This is a genomic window from Aureicoccus marinus, assembly GCF_002954325.1.
Classification (GTDB): domain Bacteria; phylum Bacteroidota; class Bacteroidia; order Flavobacteriales; family Flavobacteriaceae; genus Aureicoccus; species Aureicoccus marinus.
This window is the reverse complement of the sequence record NZ_MQVX01000001.1, coordinates 1,866,305-1,892,101: the sequence shown is the minus strand read 5'-3', so window position 1 is coordinate 1,892,101 and position 25,797 is coordinate 1,866,305. Positions and strand designations below refer to the sequence as shown.

General features: G+C 47.0%; 16 protein-coding genes and 1 pseudogene. 10 read left to right on the top strand and 7 right to left on the bottom strand.

What is annotated here, in order from left to right; all coding sequences use genetic code 11:
• Positions 1-3 precede the first annotated feature (3 nt).
• Positions 4-2,040, bottom strand: a complete 2,037-nt coding sequence (locus BST99_RS08820; protein WP_105001475.1) for a thioredoxin domain-containing protein — start codon at positions 2,038-2,040, stop codon at positions 4-6.
• A 62-nt stretch (positions 2,041-2,102) separates the two neighbouring features.
• A pseudogene (locus BST99_RS08815) lies at positions 2,103-2,994 on the bottom strand (NifU family protein).
• 122 nt (positions 2,995-3,116) lie between these two features.
• On the opposite strand from BST99_RS08815, the gene BST99_RS08810 reads away from it, so the two are divergent.
• Complete coding sequence (locus BST99_RS08810) at positions 3,117-4,109, top strand: PorP/SprF family type IX secretion system membrane protein (RefSeq protein ID WP_105001474.1); 993 nt, start codon at positions 3,117-3,119, stop codon at positions 4,107-4,109.
• Positions 4,110-4,170: 61 nt separating this feature from the next.
• On the opposite strand, the gene BST99_RS08805 is transcribed toward BST99_RS08810, so the two are convergent.
• Positions 4,171-5,349 (bottom strand): vWA domain-containing protein, encoded by a 1,179-nt coding sequence (locus BST99_RS08805; protein WP_105001473.1) that lies wholly within the window; start codon positions 5,347-5,349, stop codon positions 4,171-4,173.
• 170 nt (positions 5,350-5,519) lie between these two features.
• Here BST99_RS08805 and BST99_RS08800 point away from each other — a divergent pair, with 170 nt between their 5' ends.
• From BST99_RS08800 to BST99_RS08760, 7 genes are all read left to right on the top strand, one after another.
• On the top strand, positions 5,520-7,793 hold the full coding sequence (locus BST99_RS08800) for a tetratricopeptide repeat-containing sensor histidine kinase (protein ID WP_245916225.1): 2,274 nt from the start codon (positions 5,520-5,522) through the stop codon (positions 7,791-7,793).
• A complete protein-coding gene (locus BST99_RS08795) occupies positions 7,790-8,524 on the top strand; it encodes a LytR/AlgR family response regulator transcription factor (protein WP_105001471.1) in 735 nt (244 codons plus the stop codon). Before BST99_RS08800 ends, BST99_RS08795 begins: the two co-directional genes overlap by 4 nt.
• A gap of 4 nt (positions 8,525-8,528) precedes the next feature.
• Positions 8,529-9,044 (top strand): gamma carbonic anhydrase family protein, encoded by a 516-nt coding sequence (locus BST99_RS08790; protein ID WP_105001470.1) that lies wholly within the window; start codon positions 8,529-8,531, stop codon positions 9,042-9,044.
• A gap of 47 nt (positions 9,045-9,091) precedes the next feature.
• Positions 9,092-9,967, top strand: a complete 876-nt coding sequence (gene fabD / locus BST99_RS08785) for an ACP S-malonyltransferase (protein ID WP_105001469.1) — start codon at positions 9,092-9,094, stop codon at positions 9,965-9,967.
• Between the two features lie 149 nt (positions 9,968-10,116).
• Complete coding sequence (locus BST99_RS08780; RefSeq protein ID WP_146106251.1) at positions 10,117-17,358, top strand: Calx-beta domain-containing protein; 7,242 nt, start codon at positions 10,117-10,119, stop codon at positions 17,356-17,358.
• A gap of 13 nt (positions 17,359-17,371) precedes the next feature.
• Positions 17,372-18,340: a PorP/SprF family type IX secretion system membrane protein gene (locus BST99_RS08775; protein ID WP_245916224.1), complete on the top strand. Its 969-nt coding sequence runs from the start codon at positions 17,372-17,374 to the stop codon at positions 18,338-18,340.
• A gap of 1,591 nt (positions 18,341-19,931) precedes the next feature.
• On the top strand, positions 19,932-20,306 hold the full coding sequence (locus BST99_RS08760; protein ID WP_105001464.1) for an OmpA family protein: 375 nt from the start codon (positions 19,932-19,934) through the stop codon (positions 20,304-20,306).
• A gap of 1 nt (position 20,307) precedes the next feature.
• Here the strand turns inward: BST99_RS08760 and BST99_RS14645 are convergent, their stop codons facing one another.
• Entirely contained in the window at positions 20,308-20,937 is a 630-nt protein-coding gene (locus BST99_RS14645) for an APC family permease (RefSeq protein ID WP_245916223.1), read from the bottom strand.
• Between the two features lie 2 nt (positions 20,938-20,939).
• The gene (locus tag BST99_RS14640) at positions 20,940-21,551 is read right to left on the bottom strand and encodes a hypothetical protein (protein WP_245916222.1); all 612 of its coding nucleotides are present in this window, start codon (positions 21,549-21,551) and stop codon (positions 20,940-20,942) included.
• Positions 21,552-21,697: 146 nt separating this feature from the next.
• Here BST99_RS14640 and BST99_RS08750 point away from each other — a divergent pair, with 146 nt between their 5' ends.
• Positions 21,698-22,735: an alpha/beta hydrolase gene (locus BST99_RS08750; RefSeq protein ID WP_105001463.1), complete on the top strand. Its 1,038-nt coding sequence runs from the start codon at positions 21,698-21,700 to the stop codon at positions 22,733-22,735.
• Here the strand turns inward: BST99_RS08750 and BST99_RS08745 are convergent.
• Together BST99_RS08745 and BST99_RS08740 are read right to left on the bottom strand one after the other, a co-directional pair.
• Positions 22,732-23,211, bottom strand: coding sequence for a hypothetical protein (locus BST99_RS08745; protein WP_105001462.1), 480 nt, complete (start codon positions 23,209-23,211; stop codon positions 22,732-22,734). The two genes, BST99_RS08750 and BST99_RS08745, sit on opposite strands and share 4 nt — an antisense overlap.
• Positions 23,212-23,358: 147 nt before the next feature.
• Complete coding sequence (locus BST99_RS08740; protein ID WP_146106250.1) at positions 23,359-23,619, bottom strand: hypothetical protein; 261 nt, start codon at positions 23,617-23,619, stop codon at positions 23,359-23,361.
• A gap of 100 nt (positions 23,620-23,719) precedes the next feature.
• On the opposite strand from BST99_RS08740, the gene BST99_RS08735 reads away from it, so the two are divergent.
• Positions 23,720-25,789 (top strand): TonB-dependent receptor family protein, encoded by a 2,070-nt coding sequence (locus tag BST99_RS08735; RefSeq protein ID WP_105001460.1) that lies wholly within the window; start codon positions 23,720-23,722, stop codon positions 25,787-25,789.
• The last annotated feature ends 8 nt before the right edge of the window (positions 25,790-25,797 follow it).

The following is a 25,797-nucleotide window of genomic DNA, read 5'->3' as shown; positions in this document are numbered from 1 at the left end:
GTTTTAGTTCATTTGATTAAGGGCCTCTAGGGGGTTTTCGACCGGTAATTGACAGCTGCCTTCCTGGCAAACATAGATCAAAGTAGTCTCATCCAGCCATCGATTCTGAAATAGGGCTAGGTCGGATTGGTTTTCTGATGATTTCCAGACCAAAAAGCTGTTGGGGCGATACTCTGCCAGTAAATCTTCCGCAGTTTCTTTGGCCTGAGGTCCTACAACTGCGATTTCATAAAAGGCCTGGGTGTCGTAGAGTACTCCATGCAGCCAATTGGCGTGCCCCTGAGCGTGTTGCTTGAGCAGCTCCTGTACACGGAGCTGCATCTGGGATGCCCGCTGAGCGTACCCTTGCTGGGGCCTAATTTTAGAAAGCTTTTTTAAGTTCAAAAACATCATGGAGTTACTGGCCGAAATAACATTATCAGAGGTCTCGATAGACCGGCGAATGAGTTCTTGTTGACTCGCCTCTGTGTAATAGAATAAATCTTGTTCTTCCGTGCTAAAATACTCCAAGCAATAGGTGCAGAGCTCTTGGGCACGGTTTAGCCATCGCATTTCACTACTGACTTCATAAAGGCCAAGGTAAGCTTCGATAAGGGCAGCATAATCTTCCAAAAATGCTGGAATACTGGCCTTGTTGTTTTTAAAGTTGCGGAACAGACCCCCGTCCTCACGACGAAGGTGACCTTCGATGAACTCGGCCAATAGAGCAGCCAGTTCAAGGTAGTCCTCCCGCTTCAGATATCGACCAGCATCGATTAGGCCCTGTAAATACAAGGCATTCCAGGAAGTGAGAATCTTGTCATCCAAACGAGGTCTCGGCCTTAGGTTTCGGGTTTTTATCAAAACCTCTTTGCACCGAGCAATGACCTTGTGAAGTTCTTCTTTGCTGATCTCGAATTGGGAAGCAATCTCCTCATCACTTTTATCGCGAATGAGCACATAGTTTTCTTCCTCCCAAAACCCATAAGAGTTGATGTTGTAGTACTGGGTAAATAGATCGAAATCTTCATTTAAAAGTTCCCGTAGTTGGTCTTCCTTCCAGACATAATAAGCTCCTTCTTCGAGTTCTCCTTTTTCGTTCAAGCTGTCTGCATCCAAAGACGAGAAGTACCCGCCAGTGGAGGCTTTGAGCTCGGTTTCGACAAAGGCAATCGACTGCTCAACCGTTTCTTTGTACAAGGCATTTTTACTGCGACCGAAGGCCCGGGCATATAGACTGATCAGTTGCCCGTTGTCATAGAGCATTTTTTCGAAATGGGGTACATGCCATTTGGTATCCACCGAATAGCGAGAGAAGCCTCCGGCAAGGGCGTCAAAAATTCCACCATAAGCCATCCGGGTTAAGGTGTTGTCCACATAAGCCAGAATGGCCTGGTCTTCCTGTGCGAACCCATAATGCATTAGAAAATCCAGGTTGTTGGGCATCATGAATTTGGGGGCTCTTTTGTAACCTCCCAAAAAGGGGTCAAAGTATTGGGTCCAGTCTTCTACCAAGGCATCGAGTTGGCCCATGGTCAGTTGTTCGCTGCTTGGAGAGTTCAAAAGCTGCATGGCATGGACCCCTTGGGTCAGTTTTTGAGCGTATTCCTGAATTTTGCCCGGATCACTTTTATAGAGTTCTGCCAATTGGGTAAGCGCCGACATCCACTGATCTTTGGGTAAATAGGTGGCACCCCAGAAAGGTTTTCCATCGGGCATGGCCACGACATTTAGGGGCCATCCCCCTCGACCGGTGAGCAATTGTAGAGCATCCATGTAGATCTGGTCCACGTCGGGTCTTTCTTCCCGGTCAATCTTGATATTGATGAAGTGAGCATTCATCAATTGGGCCACTTCAGGATCCTCAAAACATTCCTCTTCCATGACATGGCACCAATGACAGGCGGCGTAGCCAATACTGATTAGAATGGGCTTGTTCTGCTTTTTTGCGAGTTCCAAAACCTCCGGATTCCAGGGTTTCCAGTCGACCGGATTGTGGGCATGTTGTAAGAGGTAGGGACTGCTTTCGTGAATCAGATCATTGGTAAAGGCGTGTTCCATGGGCTCTTTTTTCTCGGTACAGCTCCAGAAGAGAACTGTGGTAATCAGCAGAAGCCGAAAGCTTAGCCATTGATGGCAACCACTTCACTCACCTTGTCACCGAGCATGTTCTTGAGCATGGTCTCGATCCCGTTCTTGAGGGTAAAGGTGGAGGAGGGGCATCCGCTGCAGGCTCCTTGCAAAACAACATGGACCTTTTTCGTTGACTCTTCGTATTCCTGAAAGAGAATGTTTCCGCCATCAGAAGCGACCGCAGGCTTGACGTATTCTTCCAGGATATCGATGATCTGCTTGGAGGTCTCGTCCCATTGTTTTTCTTCTGAAGCCACTTTGTTTTGTTCGACGGCCTGGGCTTTTTGTTCGACCACGTCTTTGCCACTTACCAAAAATTCGCGGATGCACTCGCGCAGTTCCATAGAAATATCATTCCATTCTGCTCGATCGTACTTCGAAATCGATACGTAGTTCTGATCAAAGAAAACTTCCTTGACATAAGGGAAGTGAAACAGTTCTGTGGCCAGGGGTGAATCCGCTGCTTCATCGATGTTTTGAATTCAAAATGGCAGGGACAACCAGTTTATTGGCAACAAATTTCATCACTCCCGGATTAGGAGTAACCTCCGCGTAAACCGTAACCGCTTGCGGGCTGTCGGGGTTTTCTTCCCGGACCACGGGCTGACCGGAGTTGAGGTAATCCACGAGCTGCTGAGCTAAACTGTCCTTGACGTCTGACCACTGAACAATGTCGAATCGTTCGAGGGCGACAAAGTTGCCGGAGATGTAAACGGTCTTGATAAAAGGAAGATAGAAAAGTTGCTGAGCCAGAGGGGAATCCTTGGCTTCGTCAATATTGTGAAATTCGTAATTGCCTTGTTTGACCAGAAACTGGTTGGCTTCGAATTTTAGTATCTGAGGTTTACCCGTTTCTTTTACAGTGATATGGATGTCGGACATGCCTATATTTTCGTGCAAAAATACGAACTAAAAAGCTTGGCTTATCTTTATACTATCATAAGAAATCGGACGTTATACCTAGGAGTACGATCGAACACTAACTTTAAGGCCTCAATCTCCAAATGAATCCCAAGTTTTTACTTATCCTGGTGATGCTGACCTTCGGATTCTCTGTGCGTGCACAAGAAGGAGTTCCCGTGTACTTTGATTATTTAGCAGACAACTACTACCTCGTTTATCCGTCTATGGCGGGAATTGGGGAAGGAGGAAAGATTCGTCTTACGGCTCGTAAACAGTGGTTTGATATTCAAAATGCTCCCAATTTACAGACTTTGAATGCCCACTTCCGCGTTAGTGATAACAGCGGTGTAGGAGGGATTCTCTACAACGATAGTAACGGCTATCACTCCCAAACCGGTTTGAAGTTGACCTATGCGCACCACCTCAAGTTGAGCTACGATTTTAGAACCCTGCACCAACTCTCTTTTGGATTGAGCACCGGGGTGAGCATGAGTACACTGGATGAGACAGACTTTAGATCGGTCGCTCCAGACCCTTTGATCAGTGGTCAGCGCAACAGTGTGGCCTACTTCAATATCGACTTAGGGGTGTCGTATAACATCTTTGAATTTTACGCCCACGCTGCAGTGCTCAATGTACTGGGTGCCGGGCGAGATCTCTATACCGTTCAAGAAACTGATAACCTTCGACGCTTCCTGTTTTCGATGGGCTATGTTTTTGGGCGAAAATCCCTGCGCATTGAACCTTCTGTTTTGTTGCAGGTCTCGGAGTTCACTCGGGAGAGGGCTCTTGATTTGAATGCCAAGGTCTACAAGGATGTGGGTAACAGCACCATCTGGGGTGGACTTTCTTACCGAAGAAGTTTTAACGGAGCCAGCTTCAATACGGGTACTACTGCCGGGGAACAGCGTCTTCAGCTTTTTACACCGATTGCCGGAATTAACTTCGGGCGTATGTTGTTCTCTTATAATTACAGCTACCAGGTAGGCGATATCCGTTTTGCGGATGGTGGTTTTCACCAAATTACCATTGGCTATAATATCGGTCAGAACAGCAACAGATACGACTGCTTCTGCCCTGCGGCAAACTACTAGGCAAAAAGAAACCCACCTGCCGAGTGGCAAACGGGCTTCCGTTTGAGTAAGTCCAATCGGCTTACTTCTTATCCCAAGTGAAATTTTTTGATGTCGCTTGTTTCTTGATCGCCGTAATCAAGGCGTTTTCGAGTTCTCCTTTTTCCTGATCCTGTTGCTTGGCGATGTAAGCCGCACGTTTGGCATTGGTGGAATTGATTTCCTTTTGGATTTTGGAGCGATCGGCTTTTTTCTTCGCGATGTACTCTTTGATCTGCTTTTCGGATTTGCCTTTGAGTTCCTCTGGTAAATCGGAGTCTTTCAGATCGGCAATCTCGACTTCTTCCTCTTCAACGGCATCGACGAGATCCCAGGAGGAATTCTTGTAATAAGATGAATTCTTGCTCAGTGTTCGCTTTACGGCTACTGCCTCATCCATGGCCATCGCGTTCGCGTCCTGGGTGGCCTGCATGGCTTTTTTAGCACGTCCGCGAGAACCATAGCCGATATAGGTCTTGTTGAGTTTACCATTGAGCTCAATAATGACTTTATCGTAAGGGGTTTTGATGTGAACCACTTGTCTGTTGTGATCAATGGCCATATACTCGCCGCCGGTCATGACCGCTCCGTCTTTCCATTGGGTATTGATGCCCTGTCGAACGTTGCCACAAAAGATGGTGTTGATGATCACATCCTTTTCTTTGGCTTGTAGTGCCGCGTCTTTATAATCGAGTTTTCCCTGATTAAATGGCTCATTCCCGGCAATGAAGATGAGTTTGAGGTCATCGGCATTCTTCCCCCAACTCAATTGGTCCAAGGAGGTTTGAATAACTTCTCCACAGTACTCTTCTCCTCCATTGGTGGTTAAAGAGAACAGCTTTTCGGAAAGCTCATCCAGGTCTTCTGTAAATCCAATTACTTGTCGGATATAGCCTTCTTCTGATGACAAGTTATCGTTGCCGTATTCGTAAAGAGAAATGACCAGCTGAGGTCGTGTACCGTTGCCGCATCGGGCGTAGGTGAATTCGTTGACGATGTCCCAAAGCTGAGCTTTGGCCTGATTGATCAAGCCGTCCATACTGTTACTGGTGTCCAGTAAAAGTGCAATACGAACGTACTGTTGTTTTAGAGGTCCCACTGGGGTCTCTACTGTCGTTTCTGGAGTATTAGCCCGAAGAAAGTCAGGCATTTCTGCGGCCGATAAAGAACCGGCTAGCAGTAAACTCATTAGTGATAGTGTGATGTTCTTTGCTTGTTTCATGGTTTTTTCTTTTGATGAATGGTCTAAAAGTAGTGGGGGCCTATCAAACAAAAAATCGGTATTGAGCCGTGGGGGAAAGTGGATGCGTGAATGAGCCCTTTGAATGAGTAAACCGGGAAAATCATGCCAAAAAATACACTAATTCCCTAAAACCCCATTTTTTAAGCCCCATGAAAACGACTAAGTTTACTCCTATGAAGTACGCGATTTCTCTTTTATTTCTCTTTGTATGGGTTGGTCTGGCCAGTCCGTCCGGGCTGTATGCTCAGGTGCAAAGCAGCGAAAAAGAAAGTTTTATTCTAAAGGGCAAGGTGCTGCTTTCGGAGGACCGAACTCCCGTATCTGGAATAGAAATCAGCAGTGACCGGGCCCGTTTTGCCCAGACCGATTCACAGGGGCAATACCGTATAAGGGTTCAAATCGGAGACCTCTTAACCTTTCAGGGCGAAGGGATCATCAGCAAACGGCATATCGTTAATTCTAAAGACGATGTGGTGCTCTTGGTGGAGCAGGAGGAGGAAATGAAGGTAGCCTCAAAAGAATCGGCACCTTCCAAAAAGATTTCTAAGCGGGCCGTTAGTGTGGAGCGGTCCCGGATGAATGCTTATAGACGCTATCTCGATTCGGCTGGAGCTTATGCCACCCAACCCATTCAGAAGAGCCTGGATTGGGTGACCCTGGGGATTGATGCTCTCGGTACGGCCAATGCACCCGTCGAGAGGGCAAGTGCCTACGAACTTCTGGGACGTATTTATGAATTCCACAAGCAGTATGACCTGGCGATAGACAATTACCGGTTTGCGCTCAGACAAAGCGATACCCCGCGTACGCGTTTGCGCTTGGCACAAGTGTTATTGCAAGCCCAACGTTATGCTCCTGCTTTAGATGCCTTCAAGGATTTAGAAAAGAGCAGCGAAAAGTCTTCAGACGAGCAAATTGCCATTTGGGAAGGGATGGCCGATGCACTTTTAGGACTTAATCAAAACGAAGAAGCCCGTAGTTATTACCAAAAAGCGTTGGACCTCGCAGCAAAGCTCAGAAAGAACAACCTGATGACGGATTTGAATTCCAAGATCGGGGAGGCTTACGAAAAAGAGGATCTTACTCCTCAGGCGGATCAGTTCTTTTCCAATTCCCTCCAATTGGCAGAACAACAAAACCCGGCTCGAGCTATTGAAGAAAATGAAAAGGTGGCCGATTACTACAACCGTACCGCTCGCTATGACGACGAGATTCAATTGCGTAAAAAGAGCTTGGATCAAATTCAGCAACTGCCCAAAAATGAGCAGGGAAGACCAGTTTATTCTTCTAATGACACCATTACTCCCCAGCGTATCAATTATAAAATTGCCAAAGCCTATATTCAGCAAAATCAGTACGATGAGGCCATACCTAATCTCGAAAAGAGTATAGAAGAGGCCGACAGTGAGGCGGATCTCATCGTTCAAAAGGATGCGACCCGAAAGCTGGCTGAGGTGCTCAAGTACAAAGGAGACTACACCGCTGCCCTGGAAACGTATCAGGCTTATGTGGCCTTAGTGGATACCCTGTATGTTCGTAAGGAACAAGAGATATCAAGGGCGGCGAGAATGAACCGGGATATCGCTTCCAAGCAAGCGCGTATTTCGAGTTTAGAACAAGATCGTCAATTGGCCGAAAGCAAATACGATCTGGCCTTGACCGAGCAGGAATTGGGGCAAGAGAGAAACCGCATTCAAAAGACTGTTATCTACGCCCTATGTGCAGGTCTGTTGTTTTTGGGGCTTACGGCTTATCTGTTCTACCGCAACTTCCGTCAGCAGCAGTTTGCAAACCGCTTATTGGACTTGAAGTCGTTGCGCTCGCAAATGAATCCGCACTTTATTTTTAATGCCCTGAATTCGGTCAATAACTTCATTGCAAAAAGTGATGAGCGAAGTGCCAACCGCTACCTGACGGATTTTTCGACCTTGATGCGTTCGGTACTGGAAAACTCCGAAGAGGACTTTATCCCGCTAACCAAAGAAATTGAACTGCTTCGCTTGTATATGAAGCTCGAGCACTCGCGTTTTCCCGAGAAATTCGACTACCAACTCGAGGTGGATCCACATCTCGATACCGAAGGTTTTTCGATACCGCCTATGCTCCTGCAGCCTTATATTGAAAATGCGATTTGGCACGGACTCCGCTATAAAGAGGAAAAAGGAGAACTCCTGGTTCGTCTCGAACCAATGGGAGGGGAGCGTATACGCATAAGCATTACAGATGACGGTATTGGACGAAAGCAATCCAAACAGCTGAAAACGAAGAATCAGAAGAAACAACAGTCCAAAGGGATGGGGAATATCCAAAGGCGGATTGCCATTTTGAATGCGCTGAATGCAGAGCAGGTCAAGGTGGAAATTCAGGACCTCTTTCCAGATGGGCGAGGTACCCGAGTCGAACTTGAATTGGCTAAAAAATGAAAAAACTAAAGGCACTGATCGTTGAAGACGAAACCCACAGCCGCGAGATCCTACGTAATTACATAGGCAAATACTGCCCAACGGTGGAGGTTATGGGAGAGGCTGATGGGGTAGAATCTGGGGTTAACCTTATAAAGCAAAGCCCACCAGACCTCTTGTTTCTGGATGTAGAAATGCCCTTTGGAAACGCCTTTGATCTGTTGGATCAATTGCCGGACCGGAGCTTCGAAACGGTCTTCGTTACGGCCTACGATCACTATGCCAAGGACGCCCTGAATCACCATGCGGCTTATTACCTTACCAAACCGATCAGCATTGATGAGTTGGTGAAAGCAGTGGACTATGTTGGGGAAGTCAAAAAGCAGGAAGAAGCCATTGAAGGAAAAGTACTGCAAGCGCGTCTGCAGCCCGTGGAAGGAAAGATTACCGTTCCTCAACAAGACGGTTTTGAAGTGCTCAGTGCGCAGGAGATCATCTACTGCAAGGCCGATGATAACTACACCGAAATTCACTTGAAGGATCGGAAAATTCTGGTCAGTAAAACCCTGAAGTATTTTGAAACGGCACTGGATGGTTTTTCCTTTGCCCGTATCCACAAGTCGTTCCTGGTGAATGTGAATGAGGTCAGCCGCTACCGCAAAGGAAAAGGCGGTAGCGTGGTGCTCAGTACAGGGAAAGAACTTTCTGTTTCCGCATCCAAGAAAGCTGAATTACTGCAATACTTTCAATAAACATATGATCATAAAAGAAATTCGAGGAAATCATCCTCAAATAGGGGAAGACTGTTTTATAGCCGAAAACGCGACCATCGTCGGGGAGGTAAAAATGGGCGACCGCTGCAGTATCTGGTACAACGCGGTCATTCGTGGAGATGTTCACTACATCCATATCGGGGATGAGGTCAATATCCAGGATGGCGCGGTTATTCACTGCACTTACCAAAAGGCGCCAACGACCATTGGGAATCGCGTTTCGATTGGGCACAATGCCATCGTTCATGGATGTACCTTGGAAGACAACGTATTGATTGGCATGGGCAGCATCGTCATGGATGGTTGTGTGGTCGAGAGCGGATCCATCGTTGGAGCGGGGGCTGTGGTGACCCAGGGAACTCGGGTAGAAGCAGGTTCTGTCTATGCGGGAATTCCTGCGAAAAAGGTGAAAGAAGTCTCTCCGGAACTCAGTAAAGGAGAAATCGAACGCATCGCCAAGAACTACCTGATGTACTCTTCTTGGTTTAAGGAAGAATAGCTTCCTTTTGGTTTTACTATTTTCGCAAAAAATATAAAGGTAGTACCATGAATGCATACATTTTTCCGGGACAAGGAGCCCAGTTTATCGGGATGGGGAAAGAGCTTTACGATTCCTCTGCCGAGGCCAAGAGTCTCTTTGATAAAGCCAATGAAATCCTCGGTTTTGAAATCACCAAAATCATGTTTGAGGGGGAGGCTGAAGAGCTCAAACAAACCCGCGTAACTCAACCGGCTATTTTCTTGCATTCTACTATTCAGGCTGCGGTATTGGGGGACTCCTTTCAACCCGATATGGTTGCCGGTCACTCTTTAGGGGAGTTTTCTGCTCTGGTGGCCAACAAAACCCTCTCTTTTGAGGACGGTTTACAATTGGTTTCTAAGCGTGCTCAGGCCATGCAAAAAGCATGTGATGCGAATCCTGGAACGATGGCTGCTGTCCTTGGATTGGAGGATGCTGTCGTGGAAAAGGCTTGCGCAGATACCCCTGGGGTTGTTGTGGCTGCCAATTATAATTGTCCTGGTCAATTGGTTATTTCTGGTGAGCTGAGCGCTGTAGAAGCCGCATGCGAAGTCTTAAAGGAGGCAGGGGCTAAACGCGCATTGCTTCTTCCTGTTGGAGGAGCTTTTCACTCTCCGCTCATGGAACCGGCCCGTGAAGAATTGGAAGCGGCCATTCGCGCGGTGAATTTTTCGAATCCGGTTTGCCCGGTTTATCAGAATGTGACTGCTTCTGCCATATCTGATCCTGAGCAAATTCAGCAAAATCTTATTGCTCAATTGACGGCGCCTGTTCGCTGGACGCAAAGCGTTCAACAGATGATTGCCGACGGAGGAGCGAGCTTTATTGAAGTAGGTCCGGGGAAAGTTCTTCAAGGCCTGGTCAGAAAGATCAACCGGGAGGTGGAAGTTGCTCAAAGCTAATCTTTACATTTTATAGTCTGATTACTACATTTTGCCTAAAAAACCCAGATTTAATCGGGATTCTAGGGTATGTGTAACATTTTTTATTAATATTGAGTTCGCCCAAACGTATCAACCTGAGAAAAACGATTGATAACCAATATGCTATAATGTTTCTCTACTTTAAAAAGTCGGCAGAAATTTTAACCACTTCTCTGGGTAAAACTCTTTTTACGGTATTTGTATTCTTGGGCGTCAGCCTTACGCTGCAGGCACAAACCGTTACCATTGCTGATGTCAGTGGTAACGAGAATGATGGAGCTATCACCGTAACTCTTAGTTTGGATGCCAATGCCGGAGGCACATTTGATGTTGTTGTCAGCAGTTCAGACGTCACAGCTTCTTCTCCGGGCGACTACCCGGCAGTTTCCGAAACGGTCACCTTCGTCGGAACGGGCCCCGAAATACAAACCTTTACCATTACCCCTGTTGGTGATACCACAGTGGAGGCCGATGAGACCTTTACACTCAGCATGGGAAGTCTTTCGGGTGTAGGTTCAGCGACCATTACCGATACCGCCACGGTTACCATCACCAATGATGATACGGCAACCGTAACCTTTACAGATGCATCGGTTAATGAGAATACAGGGTCTTTAACGATCAATGTTTCGGTAGATAATGCGGTCGATGGAGGCTTTGATGTCGATGTAAGTACTGCTGACAATACCGCGACGACAGCCGATAGTGATTATTTAGCTGTTGTGAATGAGACCCAAACTTTTGCAGGTACGGCAAGCGAGGTGGAGTCTTTTACGATCACCTTGACCGGGGATACCAAGGTGGAAGCGGATGAAGTAATCAATCTCAGTTTCGCAAATTTGGTTCCTGTCACTGTAAGTAGTTCTGCAATCAATATTACCGATACGGGTACGGCCACCATTACCAATGATGATACGGCGACGGTAACCTTTACAGATGCATCGGTCAATGAAAATACAGGTTCAATAACATTAAATCTTACTGTGGATAATGCTGTTGATGGAGGATTCTTATTTTCTGTCAATACCGCAGATAACACGGCGACCACTGCAGATGGTGATTACACAGCTGTAGTGAATCAGACGGTTACATTTGCTGGTGGAGCCGGTGAAGTTGAAACTGTCTCAATCACTTTGTCCGGGGATACCAAGCTTGAAGCAAATGAGGTCATTGATTTAAGTATGACCAGTCTAGTACCTCTGACCGTTGGGGTGAGCAGTTCAGCAATCAATATCACCGACACCGGTACGGCAACGATTACCAACGATGATTCGGCTGCTGTGACCTTTACCGATACCAGTGGGAACGAAGATGACGGGGCGATTACCGTGACCGTAACGCTGGATAATGCGGTTCAAGGCGGGTTTGAGGTCGATGTTTCAACGGCAGATGGAACAGCGACAACGGCAGACAGTGATTATACCGCAGTCACCGCAGAAACACTGACTTTTAGCGGAACGGCTTCGGAAACCCAAACCTTTACGGTGACTCCAACGGTCGATAGCGATGTTGAAAGTAATGAGACCGTTGCCTTGAGTTTTTCGAACCTGGCGGCGACTACCCTTCCCGTAACCATTACCGATACGGGAACCTTAACGATTAACAATGACGACTCGATTACAGCGGCGGTAACCATCGCGGACGTGAGTGGTAATGAAAATGATGGGGCTATTACCGTTACCCTTGAACTCGACGGAAATGCGGGAGGAGCTTTTGATGTCGTGGTGACAAGTGCTGATGGTACCGCCACTACGGCCGACAGCGATTATCCGGCGGTTTCGGAAACGGTTTCTTTTACTGGTACAGGGGTTGAATCACAGACTTTTACCATCACCCCGGTCGGTGATACCAAGTTGGAGGCGAACGAAACCTTCACCCTAAGTATGGGCAGTCTGAGTGGTACAGGAACACCAACCATAACAGATACTGCCACGGTAACGATTACCAATGACGATACGGCTGCTCTAAGCATTGCGGATGTCAACGGAAATGAAGACGACGGACCCATCACGGTTTCTGTGGTTTTGAATAATGCGGTTCAAGGCGGGTTCACGGTCGATGCCTCTTCAGCAGATGGTACGGCTACACTGGCCAATAGTGACTACACTGCTGTGGTTTCTGAAACCTTGACTTTTGCCGGTACAGCTGGTGAATCCCAGACCTTTACACTCACACCAACAGCCGATGTTGCTGTTGAGTCAGACGAAAATGTATCGATTAGCTTGGGCAATCTAGCGGCTACAACTTTAGGTGTCGATATTACCGATACGGCTTTAGTGACCATCAATAATGATGATGGGGCTACCCTGACCATTGCGGATGTTAGCGGCAACGAAGACGATGGTGCTATCACGGTCTCCGTGGTTTTGGGCACTTCCATTCCTGGGGGCTTTAGTGTTGATGTTTCAACCAGCGATGGAACAGCGACCTCAGGTAGTGGGGATTATACGCCCGTTGTTTCCCAAACCCTAAATTTTGTCGGAACTGCGTCTGAAACACAGACTTTTACGGTGACGCCGACGGCAGACACTGTTTTGGAAGGTAATGAGACCGTGACGGTCAGTATGAGCAACTTAACGGGTACGGCTTTTTCAATCAGTATCTCGGACACCGGTTTGGTTACTTTCACTAACGACGACTCGGCTGCGGTAACTATTGAGGATGAATCCGGGAATGAGAATGGAGGGAATATCACCTTCACTGCCACACTTGACAATGCTGTTCAGGGCGGTTTTACTGTGGATATCTCTTCAGCAGATGGAACGGCAACAACGGCCGATAGCGACTATACCGCAATCACGAGCCAGACCCTAACCTTTGTCGGTACGGCTTCCGAAACACAGACGTTTACCTTTACGCCAACAGGCGATACCAAACTAGAAGCCAATGAAACGGTAAGCTTTAGTCAATCGAATTATGTGGGAACCACCGCTGGAGTCGATATCAGTGACGGAGCTACGGCAACTCTTCTCAATGATGATACCGCATCGGTTACGATTGCCGATGTGAACGGTGATGAAGATGATGGGGCCATTACGGTTTCGGTAACTTTAGATAATGCCGTACAAGGCGGATTTACCGTAGATGCCTCTACAGCAGATGGAACTGCGACAACAGCTGACAGTGATTATACGACTGTAACTTCTCAGACCTTAACCTTTGCCGGTACCGCCGCCGAAAGTCAAACCTTTACCGTTACCCCAACCGCCGATGCTACGGTTGAAGGAGACGAGACGGTTAACTTGAGTCTTAGTAATCTGGCCGCGACCTCACTGGCCGTCGGTATTAGTGATACAGGAATTTTGACTATCAACAACGATGATGGAGCTACCCTATCGATTGTTGATGTCAGTGGAAACGAAAATGACGGACCGATAACGGTCTCTGTTTCATTGGGAACGGCCATTCCCGGTGGATTTACCGTGGATGTCTCGACGGCTGATGGAACGGCTACCTTGGCGGATTCGGACTATACCGCAGTAACGGCGCAAACCCTGACCTTTGCTGGTACTCCTGGGGAAGTTCAAACCTTCACCGTTACTCCTACAGCCGATACGAAACTCGAGGCCAATGAAACGCTTACGGTCAGTATGAGTAATCTGGCCGGTACAGCTTTTACTGTTGATATTAGCGATACAGCAATCATTACCATAAACAATGATGATACGGCCAGCCTAAGCATTATCGATGTAAGCGGGAACGAAGACGATGGCGCAATCACTGTCACAGTGACCCTGGATAACCCTGTTCAAGGTGGATTTACAGTCTTAGGAGGTACTTCGGACGGAACAGCAACGGTTGCTGATGGCGATTATACCGCTGTGGTTGGAGAAATTTTGACCTTCGCAGGAACCGCTGGCGAATCCCAAACTTTTACAGTTACTCCAACGACAGATGCTTTGGTAGAAAACGATGAAAATCTGACGATTGGGCTTTCTACGCTAACCGGTACTACTTTAGCGGTTAATATTTCAGATACGGGACTGCTCACGATCTTGAACGATGATTTTGCAGAAGTTTCTGTGGCGGATGCCAGTGCAGGCGAAGGTGACGGAAATCTGGAATTTACGGTGACACTAGACAAGGCTGCACCAGGTGGAGCGACCATCGGCTATTCCTTTACGGATGGAACAGCGACAGGAGGTGGAGGTAACCCGGATTACGACAGTACAGCGGGTACTATTGTTTTTGTTGGTACCCTGGGTGAGGAGCAAACTATTTCTGTTCCGCTGACCGATGATAGTATAGTGGAGGGAACCGAAAACTTTACGGTGACCTTGGTTTCTTCAACCAACCCCTTGGTCAACTTTAGTGCTACGCCGGCCACGGGTAGTATCACGGATAACGATGCGGCTTCAGTGAGTATTCTGGACCAATCCGTGAATGAGGGAGCCGGTAGCCTGGATGTAGATGTGACACTAAACAATGCAGTTTCTGGAGGGTTTACGGTAGCGTACACGGTAACCGATGGAACGGCCATAGGCTCAGGTACGGATTATACCGTTGCCAATGGTACGCTGACTTTTGCGGGTACAGCGAATGAGGTCGAAACTATTCCGATTGCCATTACAACAGATAACCTGGTGGAGACCACCGAAAACTTCATCATTACTTTGGGAACACCCACGAACGGTGTCGGCGTCTCTGGTTCTCCGGCCACCATTTCGATTACAGACGACGATACGGCAAGCTTGGCCATTGGGGATGTTTCGGTAAGTGAAAATTTGGGTACAGTCAATGTGCCAGTAACCTTGACCGGTGCGGTTCAAGGCGCTTTTGATGTCGATTTTGACACGGCGGATGGAACGGCTACTGTCGCCAACGGGGATTACAATGTAGGTTCTGGGACGCTTACCTTCACAGGTGCAGCGAACCAGTCTCAGAATATTACCTTAACCATTCTCAATGACGCCGAGATCGAGGCCGATGAGCAATTTACGGTGCAACTTTCTGGGTTGACAAACAACTTAGTCACCTTCTCGAACGATACCGCCGTTGTGACTATCTTGAACGACGATGATTGTTTAGCGGGAACAGATGCTCCTATGCTGGACCCCGCTCAGAACACCAACTTTTGTGATGCCTTTACCAAAGACTTGGATGACTATTCCATGACGACTGCTCCGGCAGGGTCTGAATTGAGGTGGAGTACGCAAAATACAGGCTTGGACAATGAAGCTAATCACTTGCCGAGTAGTGTGGTTACCAGTACAGGTACTTACTACGGATTCTTCTTCGATCCATTAAACGATTGTGCCAGCCCGACTCTTGAGATCACCCTGACCCAAACCACAAGTCCTTCTCCAGGTATCGCCAATAATGCTTCGGCTTGTACAGTCGTTGCTAACGGAAACACCGCGATCGATTTGGATGACCAGATCGATGGGGAAGATGCAGGGGTATGGACGATCATTACGGATCCTTCCGCGGGAGGAATTTCTATTAATGGTTCCAATATTGTCAACTTCGTAGGGCAAGCCGAAGGAACCTATGTTTTCCGTTATACGACTACCGGTGCGGTTGCTCCTTGTGTGAATTCTTCAACGGACTTGACGGTAACAGTTACCGATTGTGCAGCGCCTTGTGATGCGGGAACGGTTGCGCCAACCTTGGACGCAAGCCAACCAACGGTTTTCTGTGACAATTTGAATGTCAACCTAAATGATTTTGTGAGTAGCCCTGCCCCAGCAGGTGCTGTCTTGCGTTGGATTCCTGGAGGAGCTAATCCGGATCCGCTGGATGAATCTTCTCATATTGACCCGAATGTAAGTGCGCCTGGAACTTATTTCGGTTTTTTCTACGACGGTGTGAATGGATGTAGCAGTCCGACCCTGGTGGTCACTCTTTCGATCAGCATAACACCGGAAATATTGAGTACATCAGGTGCGGAATCTTGTGGTTCGGCTAGTTTGACACTGAGTGCGACCACTTCGGATGGGGCCACTTTAAATTGGTATGACGCCCCTTCGGGAGGTAACCTACTCTTTTCTGGAGGTAGCTTTACCACCCCTATTCTGGACATGACTACTTCCTACTATGTAGAGGCGGAAGAAAACGGTTGTGCCTCTGCAAGAGAAGAGGTTCTTGCCGTTGTTAATCAGGAGCCATCGGCCGGTTCTGCCACCAATGCGGATGCCTGTTCGACAACAGGAGGTTCCGATCCTACAGTCATTGATCTTGACGATACGTTGACAGCTGCTGATCCCGGAGTTTGGTCCATAACGACCGATCCTTCTGGTGGTTCTGTAGTGATCAATGGAGATAATACGGTAGATTTTGAAGGACTTGCTGCCGGAGATTATGTGTTTACGTACACCACCAACACTGCACAAGCCCCTTGTACGGATGTTTCAGTGCAGGTCACCATTTCAGTTTTGAATTGTGTGGCTGACCCGGATAATGATGGTTTGACGGACGAGGAAGAAGCCGACATCGGAACAGACCCCAATGATCCTGATACCGATGACGACGGTATTGACGATGGACAAGAAGTAGCAGACGGTACTGATCCTTTGGATGATTGTGATAATATCGGTGGAACAGCGCGTCCCGATAGCGATTGTGATAACGATGGCTTGACGACGAGCGAAGAAACCTCTTTGGGTACAGATCCGAATGATCCGGATACCGATGGTGATGGGATTAACGACGGACAAGAAGTCTTGGATGGCACCAACCCATTGGATGCTTGTGATCCGAACCTGACTCCGGACTGTAACCCGGCCAATATCGACTTATCCATTCAAAAAACTGCGGACCGCTTAGGTGCTTTGGTTGGAGAGACTATTGTGTTTACGATTACGCTGACGAATGAGACGATGGATCGCATAGGGAGTGCACGGGTTCAAGAGTTGCTTGGAGGAAGTACTGGATTCACCTATGTAAATCATACGGCTAGCAAAGGAACCTATAATGACGCCACCGGTATTTGGTTGGTGGAGGATATGGATCCAGAAGAGGAAGTGACCTTGACCGTTACAGTTCAATTGAATGTGTCTGGAATTTTTGAGAATACCGTACGCATTGTGGAGTCCTTCCCTTCGGATGATGTGGCCTCGAATAATGTGGCCTCTGTCAGTATTACGGTGAACCGATCTATTGGAGATTGTGGATTCTTGTTCAATCAATTCTCGCCGAACGGAGATGGACAAAACGACCGCTTGATTATTAATTGTATTGAGAATTTCCCTGGGAATAGCTTGGAGATTTTTGATCGCTACGGCAACAGTGTTTTCCAAGCGACGAATTACGATAACAGCTGGGATGGCTCAGGGAACAATGGAGAACTTCCAAACGGGACCTACTTCTACATCCTGGATCTGGGAGATGGAAGTGAACCGACCAAAGGATGGCTGCAAATTATAAGATAGGGGAATGAAAGGCATGCGCATCAGTACAGTAGTGTTTATCCTGTTGTGGGCAACAGGAGTGTCGTGGGTATCTGCTCAGCAGGAACCCCAGTACACCCAGTATATGTATAATATAGGAAGTTTTAACCCCGCCTATTCCGCTTCCGTCGAGAATATCGAAATCACCCCGCTCTACCGCGCTCAGTGGCTTGATATTGAAGGGGCTCCCCGAACCTTGCGCCTGGGAACCAATGTTCCTTTTGCAAATGGTAAGAATGGGATGTCAGTGAATATTATTTACGATGAAATAGGACCCGCTTCCCAGACTTTTTTGGATGTGGGCTATGCCTTCCAGATCAATGTTTCTGAAACCACGCGCCTGAGCTTTGGGGTAGAAGCCGGAGGATCCTTTTTGAATCTGGACTTTACCAAAGGAAACTTTCAGAACCCAGGAGAACCTCTGCTTGGTCAATTGCAAACCAATAACTTTTACCCAACCGTAGGTGCCGGAGTCTTCTTGTATGACGAGAGTTGGTATCTAGGGATGTCGGTGCCCAATTTCCTGAGTGGAGAGCTTTATAACGAGGAGGTTACTGCTCTCATTCAAGAGCAATTTCAATACAACTTTATTGGAGGATTTGTCTTTGACGTTTCCGATAATTTACTGCTCAAGCCCGCCTTCTTGATGAACTTTTCGGAAGGTGTACCGGCGAATGTGAATCTGTCGGCCAATGCTCTGGTGAATCAACGCTTTACCTTAGGGGTTTCTTACCGTTTTGACAATGCCGTGAGTGGGCTTGCAGGATTCCAGATTTCGGATGGTGTTTTTGCCGGTTATTCCTATGATCACGTCATTAATAACCTGAGCACTTTTGCCAATGGTTCACACGAACTTATTTTTAAATTTTACTTGGGCCGTGAAGGCTTAGGACGCAACAAGAGCAGCCGCACCAAGCGAAGCAAAGGCAAGCCAAAACAAATCGACAGTCCTCGATTCTTTTAAGCCCTAAATCCAGAACTATGCACCTTAGATTAACATTCTTGCTGGCTTTTTTTGGAGTTGCCCTGGTATGGGGACAACGCAAGGATAAATACTCGGCAGATGAATACTTCTTTGCCTACAATTACATCAAAGCGGGGCAGCTGTATGAGCAGTTGGAACGCAGTGGGCAACTCACATCTGCGCAGCAGTTGAATATGGCAGAATGCTACATCAAAACGGGGCAATACCAGCAGGCGGCTGATACCTATGTGGCTTTTTACGATAAAGACACCTTGAGTCCACGTCAAATGAATGGCTACCACTTCAATTTTATGATGCAGAGTCTGGCCAAGTCCTCGCGCAAGGAAGACTTTGGAAAGTACCTGCAAGACTTTAGCCCTTCTTTACCCAAAGAACTGTTGGAGAATGCGGATTTCAATTTGCAGCTTTTGAGTTCTCCGGCTGATGCGGATTTGAACTACGAGATTTTTAATCCGGGGATCAACAGCACACAGGACGACTTTGCACCGACCTTTTACCAGAACAAACTGCTCTTTTCGAGTGCCCGACCAGGCGCTGGAAAAAGCACCAATTCCAAAGGGATGGGTTACCTGGAGATTTATGAGTCGGAATTGAACGAGAATGGAGTGGCGAGCTTTCCGAAGCGATTTAAAGAAATACCGAGATCTTCTTACCACAAAGCAACCCCCTCTTATGCGAAAGCGCTGAATAGTTTTCTCTACATTCTTTCGAATACCAAGGGAGGCGATTTGGCTTTTGATGAAAAGGGAAAGAACGCTCTGGCCATCGGTCAAAAGGTGGTCGATGGCAAATTCAATTTCCTGCTCAAGGATTTAAGTACCTCTTTTTATTATCCCTATTACGATGATCTTTCGGGCCGTTTGTATTTTGCAGCGGACTTCCCAGACGAGGGCTATGGGGGAACCGATATCTACTACGTGTATACCAATAGCGGACAGATCATGTCGGCTCCGATCAATTTAGGACCGCGTATCAATTCCCCAGGGAATGAAATCGCTCCTTTCATTTTTGAAGAAAGCCTCTTTTTTGCCTCAGATGTCTTCTATGGTCGAGGGGGAATGGACATCTACAGGGCTAATGTTGAAGACGCCAATAGCTTCAGTATACCGGTAAATCTGGGGGATCAAATCAATAGTGCTCAAGACGACTTTGCCTTGGTGATACGCAATCACCGGGACGGACTGCTCGGTTATTTTGCTTCTAATCGAAAGGAAAGTTTAGGGGGAGATGATGTGTACGGTTTTCGAGTAGATAAAAAGCCGGGTCTAAAAACACTAGCCCTCAAAGGGCAAGTGCTCAAGCCCTATGGGAATAAAGAGGGTGTTTCGAATGCACTGGTGGAACTCTACGATGGGGAGGGCAATTTTTTGAAACTGGTCTACGCTGATGAGGAAGGAATTTACCGCGTAGAAGTACCCTGGGTGAATAGCATTACACTCAAGGCTAGCAAAAGCCGATATTCCTATTTTAGCCAGACCTTTAATGAGGATGCCCTTAGAACCTTGCAGAACCAGAATTTGGATATTGGACTGAGTCTGTATGACGATCTTGTCGAAAAGAAAGAAGGCAGATGGCTCTTGGTTTGGAACCCTTGGAATTCGGGAAAGGGAAAATCAATATCTCTCCGGAGATTTCTTCCCGACTGGACGAGGTGGTCTCCTTTATGCAGATGTTCCCAGAGGCACAGATTCGTATTGAATGTTATACCGATAGTCGCGGAGGAAGCAGTACGAATTTTAGGTTTACCCAACAGCGGGCAGACGCGATCAAGAATCATCTTATTCAGCAGGGCGTTCCTGCGGCGAATATTCCCTATGCGGTTGGGTTTGGCGAGCAGAAAATCACCAACAATTGCAAGAACGGCGTTTTTTGCCTTGAGATTCTGCACAAGCAAAACCAGCGAACACTCTTTGTTGTGCTGAATGATAATTTACTCTTCGAATAATTTAGAGCAGCTCAAAGAAGAGAGCGGCATAGTACAGCGCAAATAAGCTGAGAAAGAAAATTCCCAGCCGGGCCAGGAACAGCATTGTTTTAGATGGACTGAATTGTGAGTCGAATTCTTTACCAAAGAGATTTTTCAGGTTCATCCAACCCAAAAGCGGGGCGAATACAAAAGAGACAAAGGTGGCCAGGGTGACCAAGTCGCCCATATTCGCCTGAAAAGCGTAAACCACTACACCATTGATTACGGCCAGGATAATGATAGCCCAGGGGTATTCTTTTTTGGATCGATTGGTCTTGGACGTGATTTTTTCTTTGATATCTACTGCTACCCGGCCAAGGGCATCATGAGCACTCATACAGCTACTGAGCATGGTCGCAAAAGCGGCGAAGGAAATGAGTGGATAGGTCCAATCGCCCATATGCACAGTAAAGAGACGGGTCAGCTGATCAGCAAAGGCGACGGCTGAAGGACTGAGTTGTACCCCACTTCCGTAAAGGGTAAACCAGCCAATGAGTAAAAAGAGGGCAGCTAGAAATGCCGTAATCCAGTACCCAAAATTGAATTCATTCAGGGTTTCCTTAAAACTTGGGCGGGGGTCCAGAGTTTTGAACTTTTCGAGGTTCCACATACTCACCCAGGCGGAAGCTCGACTGCTGTTGGCATCCAGCCGATCAAGGCAATTAAGAACAAAACTCCGCCCTTGTTCCAGAGGGGTTCAGGCATAAAATTTTGGACAGGAGCTATGGCGCCTTTATTCAATACCAGAAAAGTGGTGACAAGGAGTGATATAAAAAGAGCGCTGACAACTATTTTAAGGGCGTTTTCCATGAGTTTGTAACGTCCGATGAGTAGGATCACCGAAAGCAGACCAAACAGTCCCAGGACCGTTTCTGTCAGTCCAAGCGGCCAAGAAGGCATCAGGTTGATCAGGAGGCCTCCTGTAACAGTATAAAGAGCGGCAAGAATAGTAAAACTGCTCACAAGAGTCACCAGTGCGTAGGTCCAAAAGATGGCCTTGCCACGTTTTTGATAACCTTCGATCAGGGAGCGTTGGGTTACTTGGGTATAGCGCACGCCGAATTCAAAAAAGGGGTACTTCAACAGATTGGCCAATAAAATGGGGAGTATCATCCAGCCGCCAAAACGTGCACCGGCCTGAGTCGATAGCACCAAATGAGAAGTTCCTATGGCCATGCTCGCAAAAAGCAATCCAGGGCCGACGATCTTTAAAAAACGTTTCACATCGGAGGTCTTAGGTGGAAGTTATTGGTTTTAATATATTTACTTCTAGCGATAAAACCACTCATTTCAGAGAAGAAGGCTGTTTTACCCTCGTTCATGGTGACCAACAGATCTTCCAATTCTGATCTGAAAACCAAACTACAACAATGAATTTTCTCACCAAAATATTCCGGGGAATCCTGGCTTTGGTCATCATTCTCGTGGCCGCTTACCTTTTGGGTCCCAGGGTGGACACCCCATCGCTCGATACGGAGATTCCTGTCATGACGGCCGACCTGGTTGAATTAGAAAAAGAAGTCGCCGTACAGGAACAATCCATTTCGAATATTAAACCGGGGAACGAAGCGCGTATCCTTTGGTACGACAGCATCCCGACAAAAACCGAATACAGTATTGTCTATTTGCACGGATGGTCTGCCAGCGCGGAAGAAGGTGCGCCTCTTCACCGCGAAATGGCAGAGCGCTACGGTGCGAATCTTTATTTACCACGCCTTGCAGGTCATGGACTGGAAGAAGAAGAACCCATGCTGAACTTAACTGCAGATCAATTGCTGGATTCTGCAAAGGAGGCCATTGGTGTGGCTAAGCAATTGGGAGAAAAAGTAATCGTGATGAGTACTTCCACCGGAGGAACTTTGGCCCTCCATTTGGCCGCGGGTAACCCGGATTTGCACGCCTTAATTCTGTATTCCCCTAACGTTGCGATTTACGATGGGAATGCGACGCTATTAGCAAAACCCTGGGGCTTAGAAATGGCTCGTTTTGTCAAGGGAAGCAATTACCACACCTTTGAGGCGAGTGAGGAACGACAGAAATATTGGACCACGAAGTACCGTCTGGAAGCCCTTACGCACCTGCAGATTCTGGTAGAAGCGACCATGCTGCCGGCAACCTTTAAGGAGATTGAGCAACCCGTTTTTATGGGGTATTACTTCAAGAATGAAGAAGAACAGGATATGGTCGTTTCTGTGCCGGCCATGCTCAGTATGTTTGATGAACTCGCTACTCCTGATGATAATAAAAGAAAAGTAGCCTTTCCTGAGGCTGGGGATCATGTAATCGGTTCTCCGCTCACTTCCGGATCTGTCGACAAAGTACGGGCTGCTACAGTGGCATTCTTTGAGCAGGTATTAGGTCTTCAGGCCGCAGAGCAGGAGGCAGAAATGGCGGAAGCGGTGAACTAGATGTCTTCTATGGCGCTGCTTTCTTGATCGCTAAAATAGGTAAACATACGGTAAGCTACTTTTAATCCTGAATTGTGCTCAGAATGTCCTCGAAGAAGGAATATATCACCATTAAAATGGCGAAAAAGGGCGTCCAGTGTTTCTGGGAAAGCCAAACTCGCAGCCGCTACCCAGTATCCTCGGGCAAAACGACCTGCACCATGTAGCACGAGTTGATCGTACATTTTGCGCATGATTTTTCGGTCTGCTCCGTAGCGCTTGATGAGGTCGCGTACTTTGGGGTCACTTTCAGAGACTTCCATGAGCTGATCAAATTCTTTGTCTTTCTTGATTTCAAACTGAGGTTCGGCGGCTAATTCAAATAAATCTGTCACCGTCTGGTTTTCGGTTTTAGACAGCTGTTGAGATACAGATCGAAGTCGAACCATCTTCCGAAGAGAATTGATGGAATAACGAAAAAAGGTTGAGGTTGTCATGTTTGTTATGATTGATGATTACATGAAATTAAGTACAAATAGAATGCCATTTTTCTATTTGGGCTGAAAAAGCTTCTTCCTGATGTTTTTTGTAAAAAAGAAAAATAGCCCTTGTTTGAAATTGCGGATTTTGCCGTATTCCGCTCGCTAGCTCTGTATATTCTTACTTGTATCTTTTGTAGGTAACCCAAATTCGGGGGTAATCTGATGTTTTGCCCAGAGGTGGTAGGCGTTCTTCTTGGTTTCGAGGTAACTGCCAATATGTTGGGCGACTTCAGGAGGAACATGGAGGTGAAAATCTTTGCTGAAATAAAGAACGGCGGCCCCGGACTTGTGTCTTTCTAAGTAGCAGACCAGATCGGGGTTTATACTGATGGTTTTATTGTTTTGATCGAGATAGGTAATCATAGATTTCCAGGCTTTGTAACTATGAGAAACCTTCTTTTTGAAAAAGTCACATTCCCGATCTCCTTTTGCAAAAGCGTATCTTGCAGTCTTAAATTGTTGGATGAAAAAGATCGGTTTACTCACCCTTTTTGGGCTACTGTTTCTGCAAACCAATACGCTTTGGTCTCAAGAAGAAAAGGACAGTATAACTTTTTTAGAAGAGGTTATTCTACTGCAATCCTATGTGGATGATTTAGCTATTGGAATAACCCCTTCTGATGAGCTTAGTATTGCAGATTTAGAGCAGTACAGTCCTCTGGATTTTGCAGGTGGACTCAATCAAATCACGGGTCTCTATACTTTATCGGGGGCTTTGAATACCAATCGGATCACCATTCGAGGGGTTGGTGCCAGAACGCCCTTCGGCACTGATAAGCTTCGTCTTTACTTTAATGGGATTCCAGTCACCAACGGAGCAGGGGTGTCGACCATTGAGGCTTTTGATTTTGAAAATATGGGGCGAATCGAAGTGGTTAAAGGTCCTAAGGGGAGTAGTTTGGGGAGTAATTTAGGAGGAGCAATTGTATTGAATACGCGCCCGCCGGAGGTAGGACGCACCTTACTGAAGAATGTTTTTACTCTGGGTTCTTTTGACCTTGTCAAGAATAATTTGGCTTTTCGACATTCAACGCCCAAGTACCATTTAAATGTTAGTTACAATCATTTACGCACCGATGGATTTCGGCAGAATAATCAATTTGAGCGGGATGGCTTATTGGTGAATGGCGGGGTCAAGACAGGTGAAAAAGGCAAGCTCGGTTTCTTGGTGAATTATATTGACTACCAAGCTGGAATTCCGAGTACTTTGAACGCCACTAATTTTAGGGAAAATCCTCGGCAAGCGGCGGCCAATTGGTTGTCGGCAAGGGGATATGAAGACAACCAATACACCCTTGTCGGAACTTCCTATACCCACTCTTTTACTTCCCGATGGGAGAGTCAGCTGAGTATTTTTTATACTTACCTGGATCACTACGAACCCAGACCCTTTAATATTCTGGATGAGTACACTCAGGGATTTGGGTTTCGGTCTGTAACCACCGGGCAAGTTGGGAAGACCGAGTTGCATTTTGGTGCGGAATTGTATCGGGACGAATACAATTGGCAGACTTACGCTAATCTGTTCAGGGATAACGAAGGAAATGGTAGTTTGCAAGGAAGGCAGTTAAGTGATAACCGAGAGTTTCGTTCTCAATTGAATCTGTTTGGGGTATGGCGGGTGCCTTTGGCTTCTAATTTTCAGATGCAGTTGGGCGTAAGTCTAAACGACACCCGATTTGACTTTAGAGACCTCTTTAATTCTGGCGAAGACAATACCTCCGCTGAACGGGCATTTGATCCTATTTTGTTGCCCAGCTTGGGCCTGGAGTACCAACTAACCCATGGAAGTCTGTATGGGAACATCAGTCGTGGATTCTCTAATCCTGGACTGGAAGAGGCCTTGACACCGGATGGCGCTCTAAATCCGGAGATAGAACAAGAAAAGGGAGTGAATTACGAATTGGCATACCGCGGTCGACTTTTTGACAAACGCTTGGCTGTTTCAGTGGCGGTATATCAGATGAATATCAATGATTTATTGGTTGCCGAACGTTTTAGCGAGGATCAGTTTATAGGACAAAATGCGGGGAGTTCCCGTCATCAGGGGGTGGAGTTAGATTTGCGCTACCGCATTGTCCTGGGAGGAGGTTGGCTAATGGTCCCGCATTTGGGGTATACCTACAACCGTCACCGTTTTGAGACCTTTATTGATGAGGAACAGGATTTTTCTGGGAATGCCTTGGCAGGAGTTCCGGTTCATCGGGTGAATTCGGGTTTACTGTTGGCTTACCAAAACAACTGGAGTTTGGCCATCAATCACCAGTACGTCGATGAGATGCCGCTCAATGATGGCAATACCTTGTTTAGCGAGTCTTTCCAGGTAATGGGCTTGACCAGTCGCTATTCTACCGAATTGTCAGCGCGATTGAACCTAGGAATGCATTTTGGGGTCAACAACCTCTTTAATGTGAATTATGCTCAGTCTGTTTTGGTCAATGCCGTGGGTTTTGGAGGCAATGCTCCGCGTTTCTTCTATCCAGGTAACGGACGGAATTTCTTTGGTGGATTTAAGTTGACTTATGATTTGTAGCTGTTCCT

Bases quoted from the DNA above. Each gene is read 5' to 3' on its own strand.
- BST99_RS08820 (WP_105001475.1), bottom strand. From the start codon at position 2,040: ATGGAACACGCCTTTACCAATGATCTGATTCACGAAAGCAGTCCCTAC.
- BST99_RS08810 (WP_105001474.1), top strand. From the start codon at position 3,117: ATGAATCCCAAGTTTTTACTTATCCTGGTGATGCTGACCTTCGGATTC.
- BST99_RS08805 (WP_105001473.1), bottom strand. From the start codon at position 5,349: ATGAAACAAGCAAAGAACATCACACTATCACTAATGAGTTTACTGCTA.
- BST99_RS08800 (WP_245916225.1), top strand. From the start codon at position 5,520: ATGAAAACGACTAAGTTTACTCCTATGAAGTACGCGATTTCTCTTTTA.
- BST99_RS08795 (WP_105001471.1), top strand. From the start codon at position 7,790: ATGAAAAAACTAAAGGCACTGATCGTTGAAGACGAAACCCACAGCCGC.
- BST99_RS08790 (WP_105001470.1), top strand. From the start codon at position 8,529: ATGATCATAAAAGAAATTCGAGGAAATCATCCTCAAATAGGGGAAGAC.
- fabD (WP_105001469.1), top strand. From the start codon at position 9,092: ATGAATGCATACATTTTTCCGGGACAAGGAGCCCAGTTTATCGGGATG.
- BST99_RS08780 (WP_146106251.1), top strand. From the start codon at position 10,117: ATGTTTCTCTACTTTAAAAAGTCGGCAGAAATTTTAACCACTTCTCTG.
- BST99_RS08775 (WP_245916224.1), top strand. From the start codon at position 17,372: ATGCGCATCAGTACAGTAGTGTTTATCCTGTTGTGGGCAACAGGAGTG.
- BST99_RS08760 (WP_105001464.1), top strand. From the start codon at position 19,932: ATGGCTCTTGGTTTGGAACCCTTGGAATTCGGGAAAGGGAAAATCAAT.
- BST99_RS14645 (WP_245916223.1), bottom strand. From the start codon at position 20,937: ATGTGGAACCTCGAAAAGTTCAAAACTCTGGACCCCCGCCCAAGTTTT.
- BST99_RS08750 (WP_105001463.1), top strand. From the start codon at position 21,698: ATGAATTTTCTCACCAAAATATTCCGGGGAATCCTGGCTTTGGTCATC.
- BST99_RS08745 (WP_105001462.1), bottom strand. From the start codon at position 23,211: ATGACAACCTCAACCTTTTTTCGTTATTCCATCAATTCTCTTCGGAAG.
- BST99_RS08740 (WP_146106250.1), bottom strand. From the start codon at position 23,619: ATGATTACCTATCTCGATCAAAACAATAAAACCATCAGTATAAACCCC.
- BST99_RS08735 (WP_105001460.1), top strand. From the start codon at position 23,720: ATGAAAAAGATCGGTTTACTCACCCTTTTTGGGCTACTGTTTCTGCAA.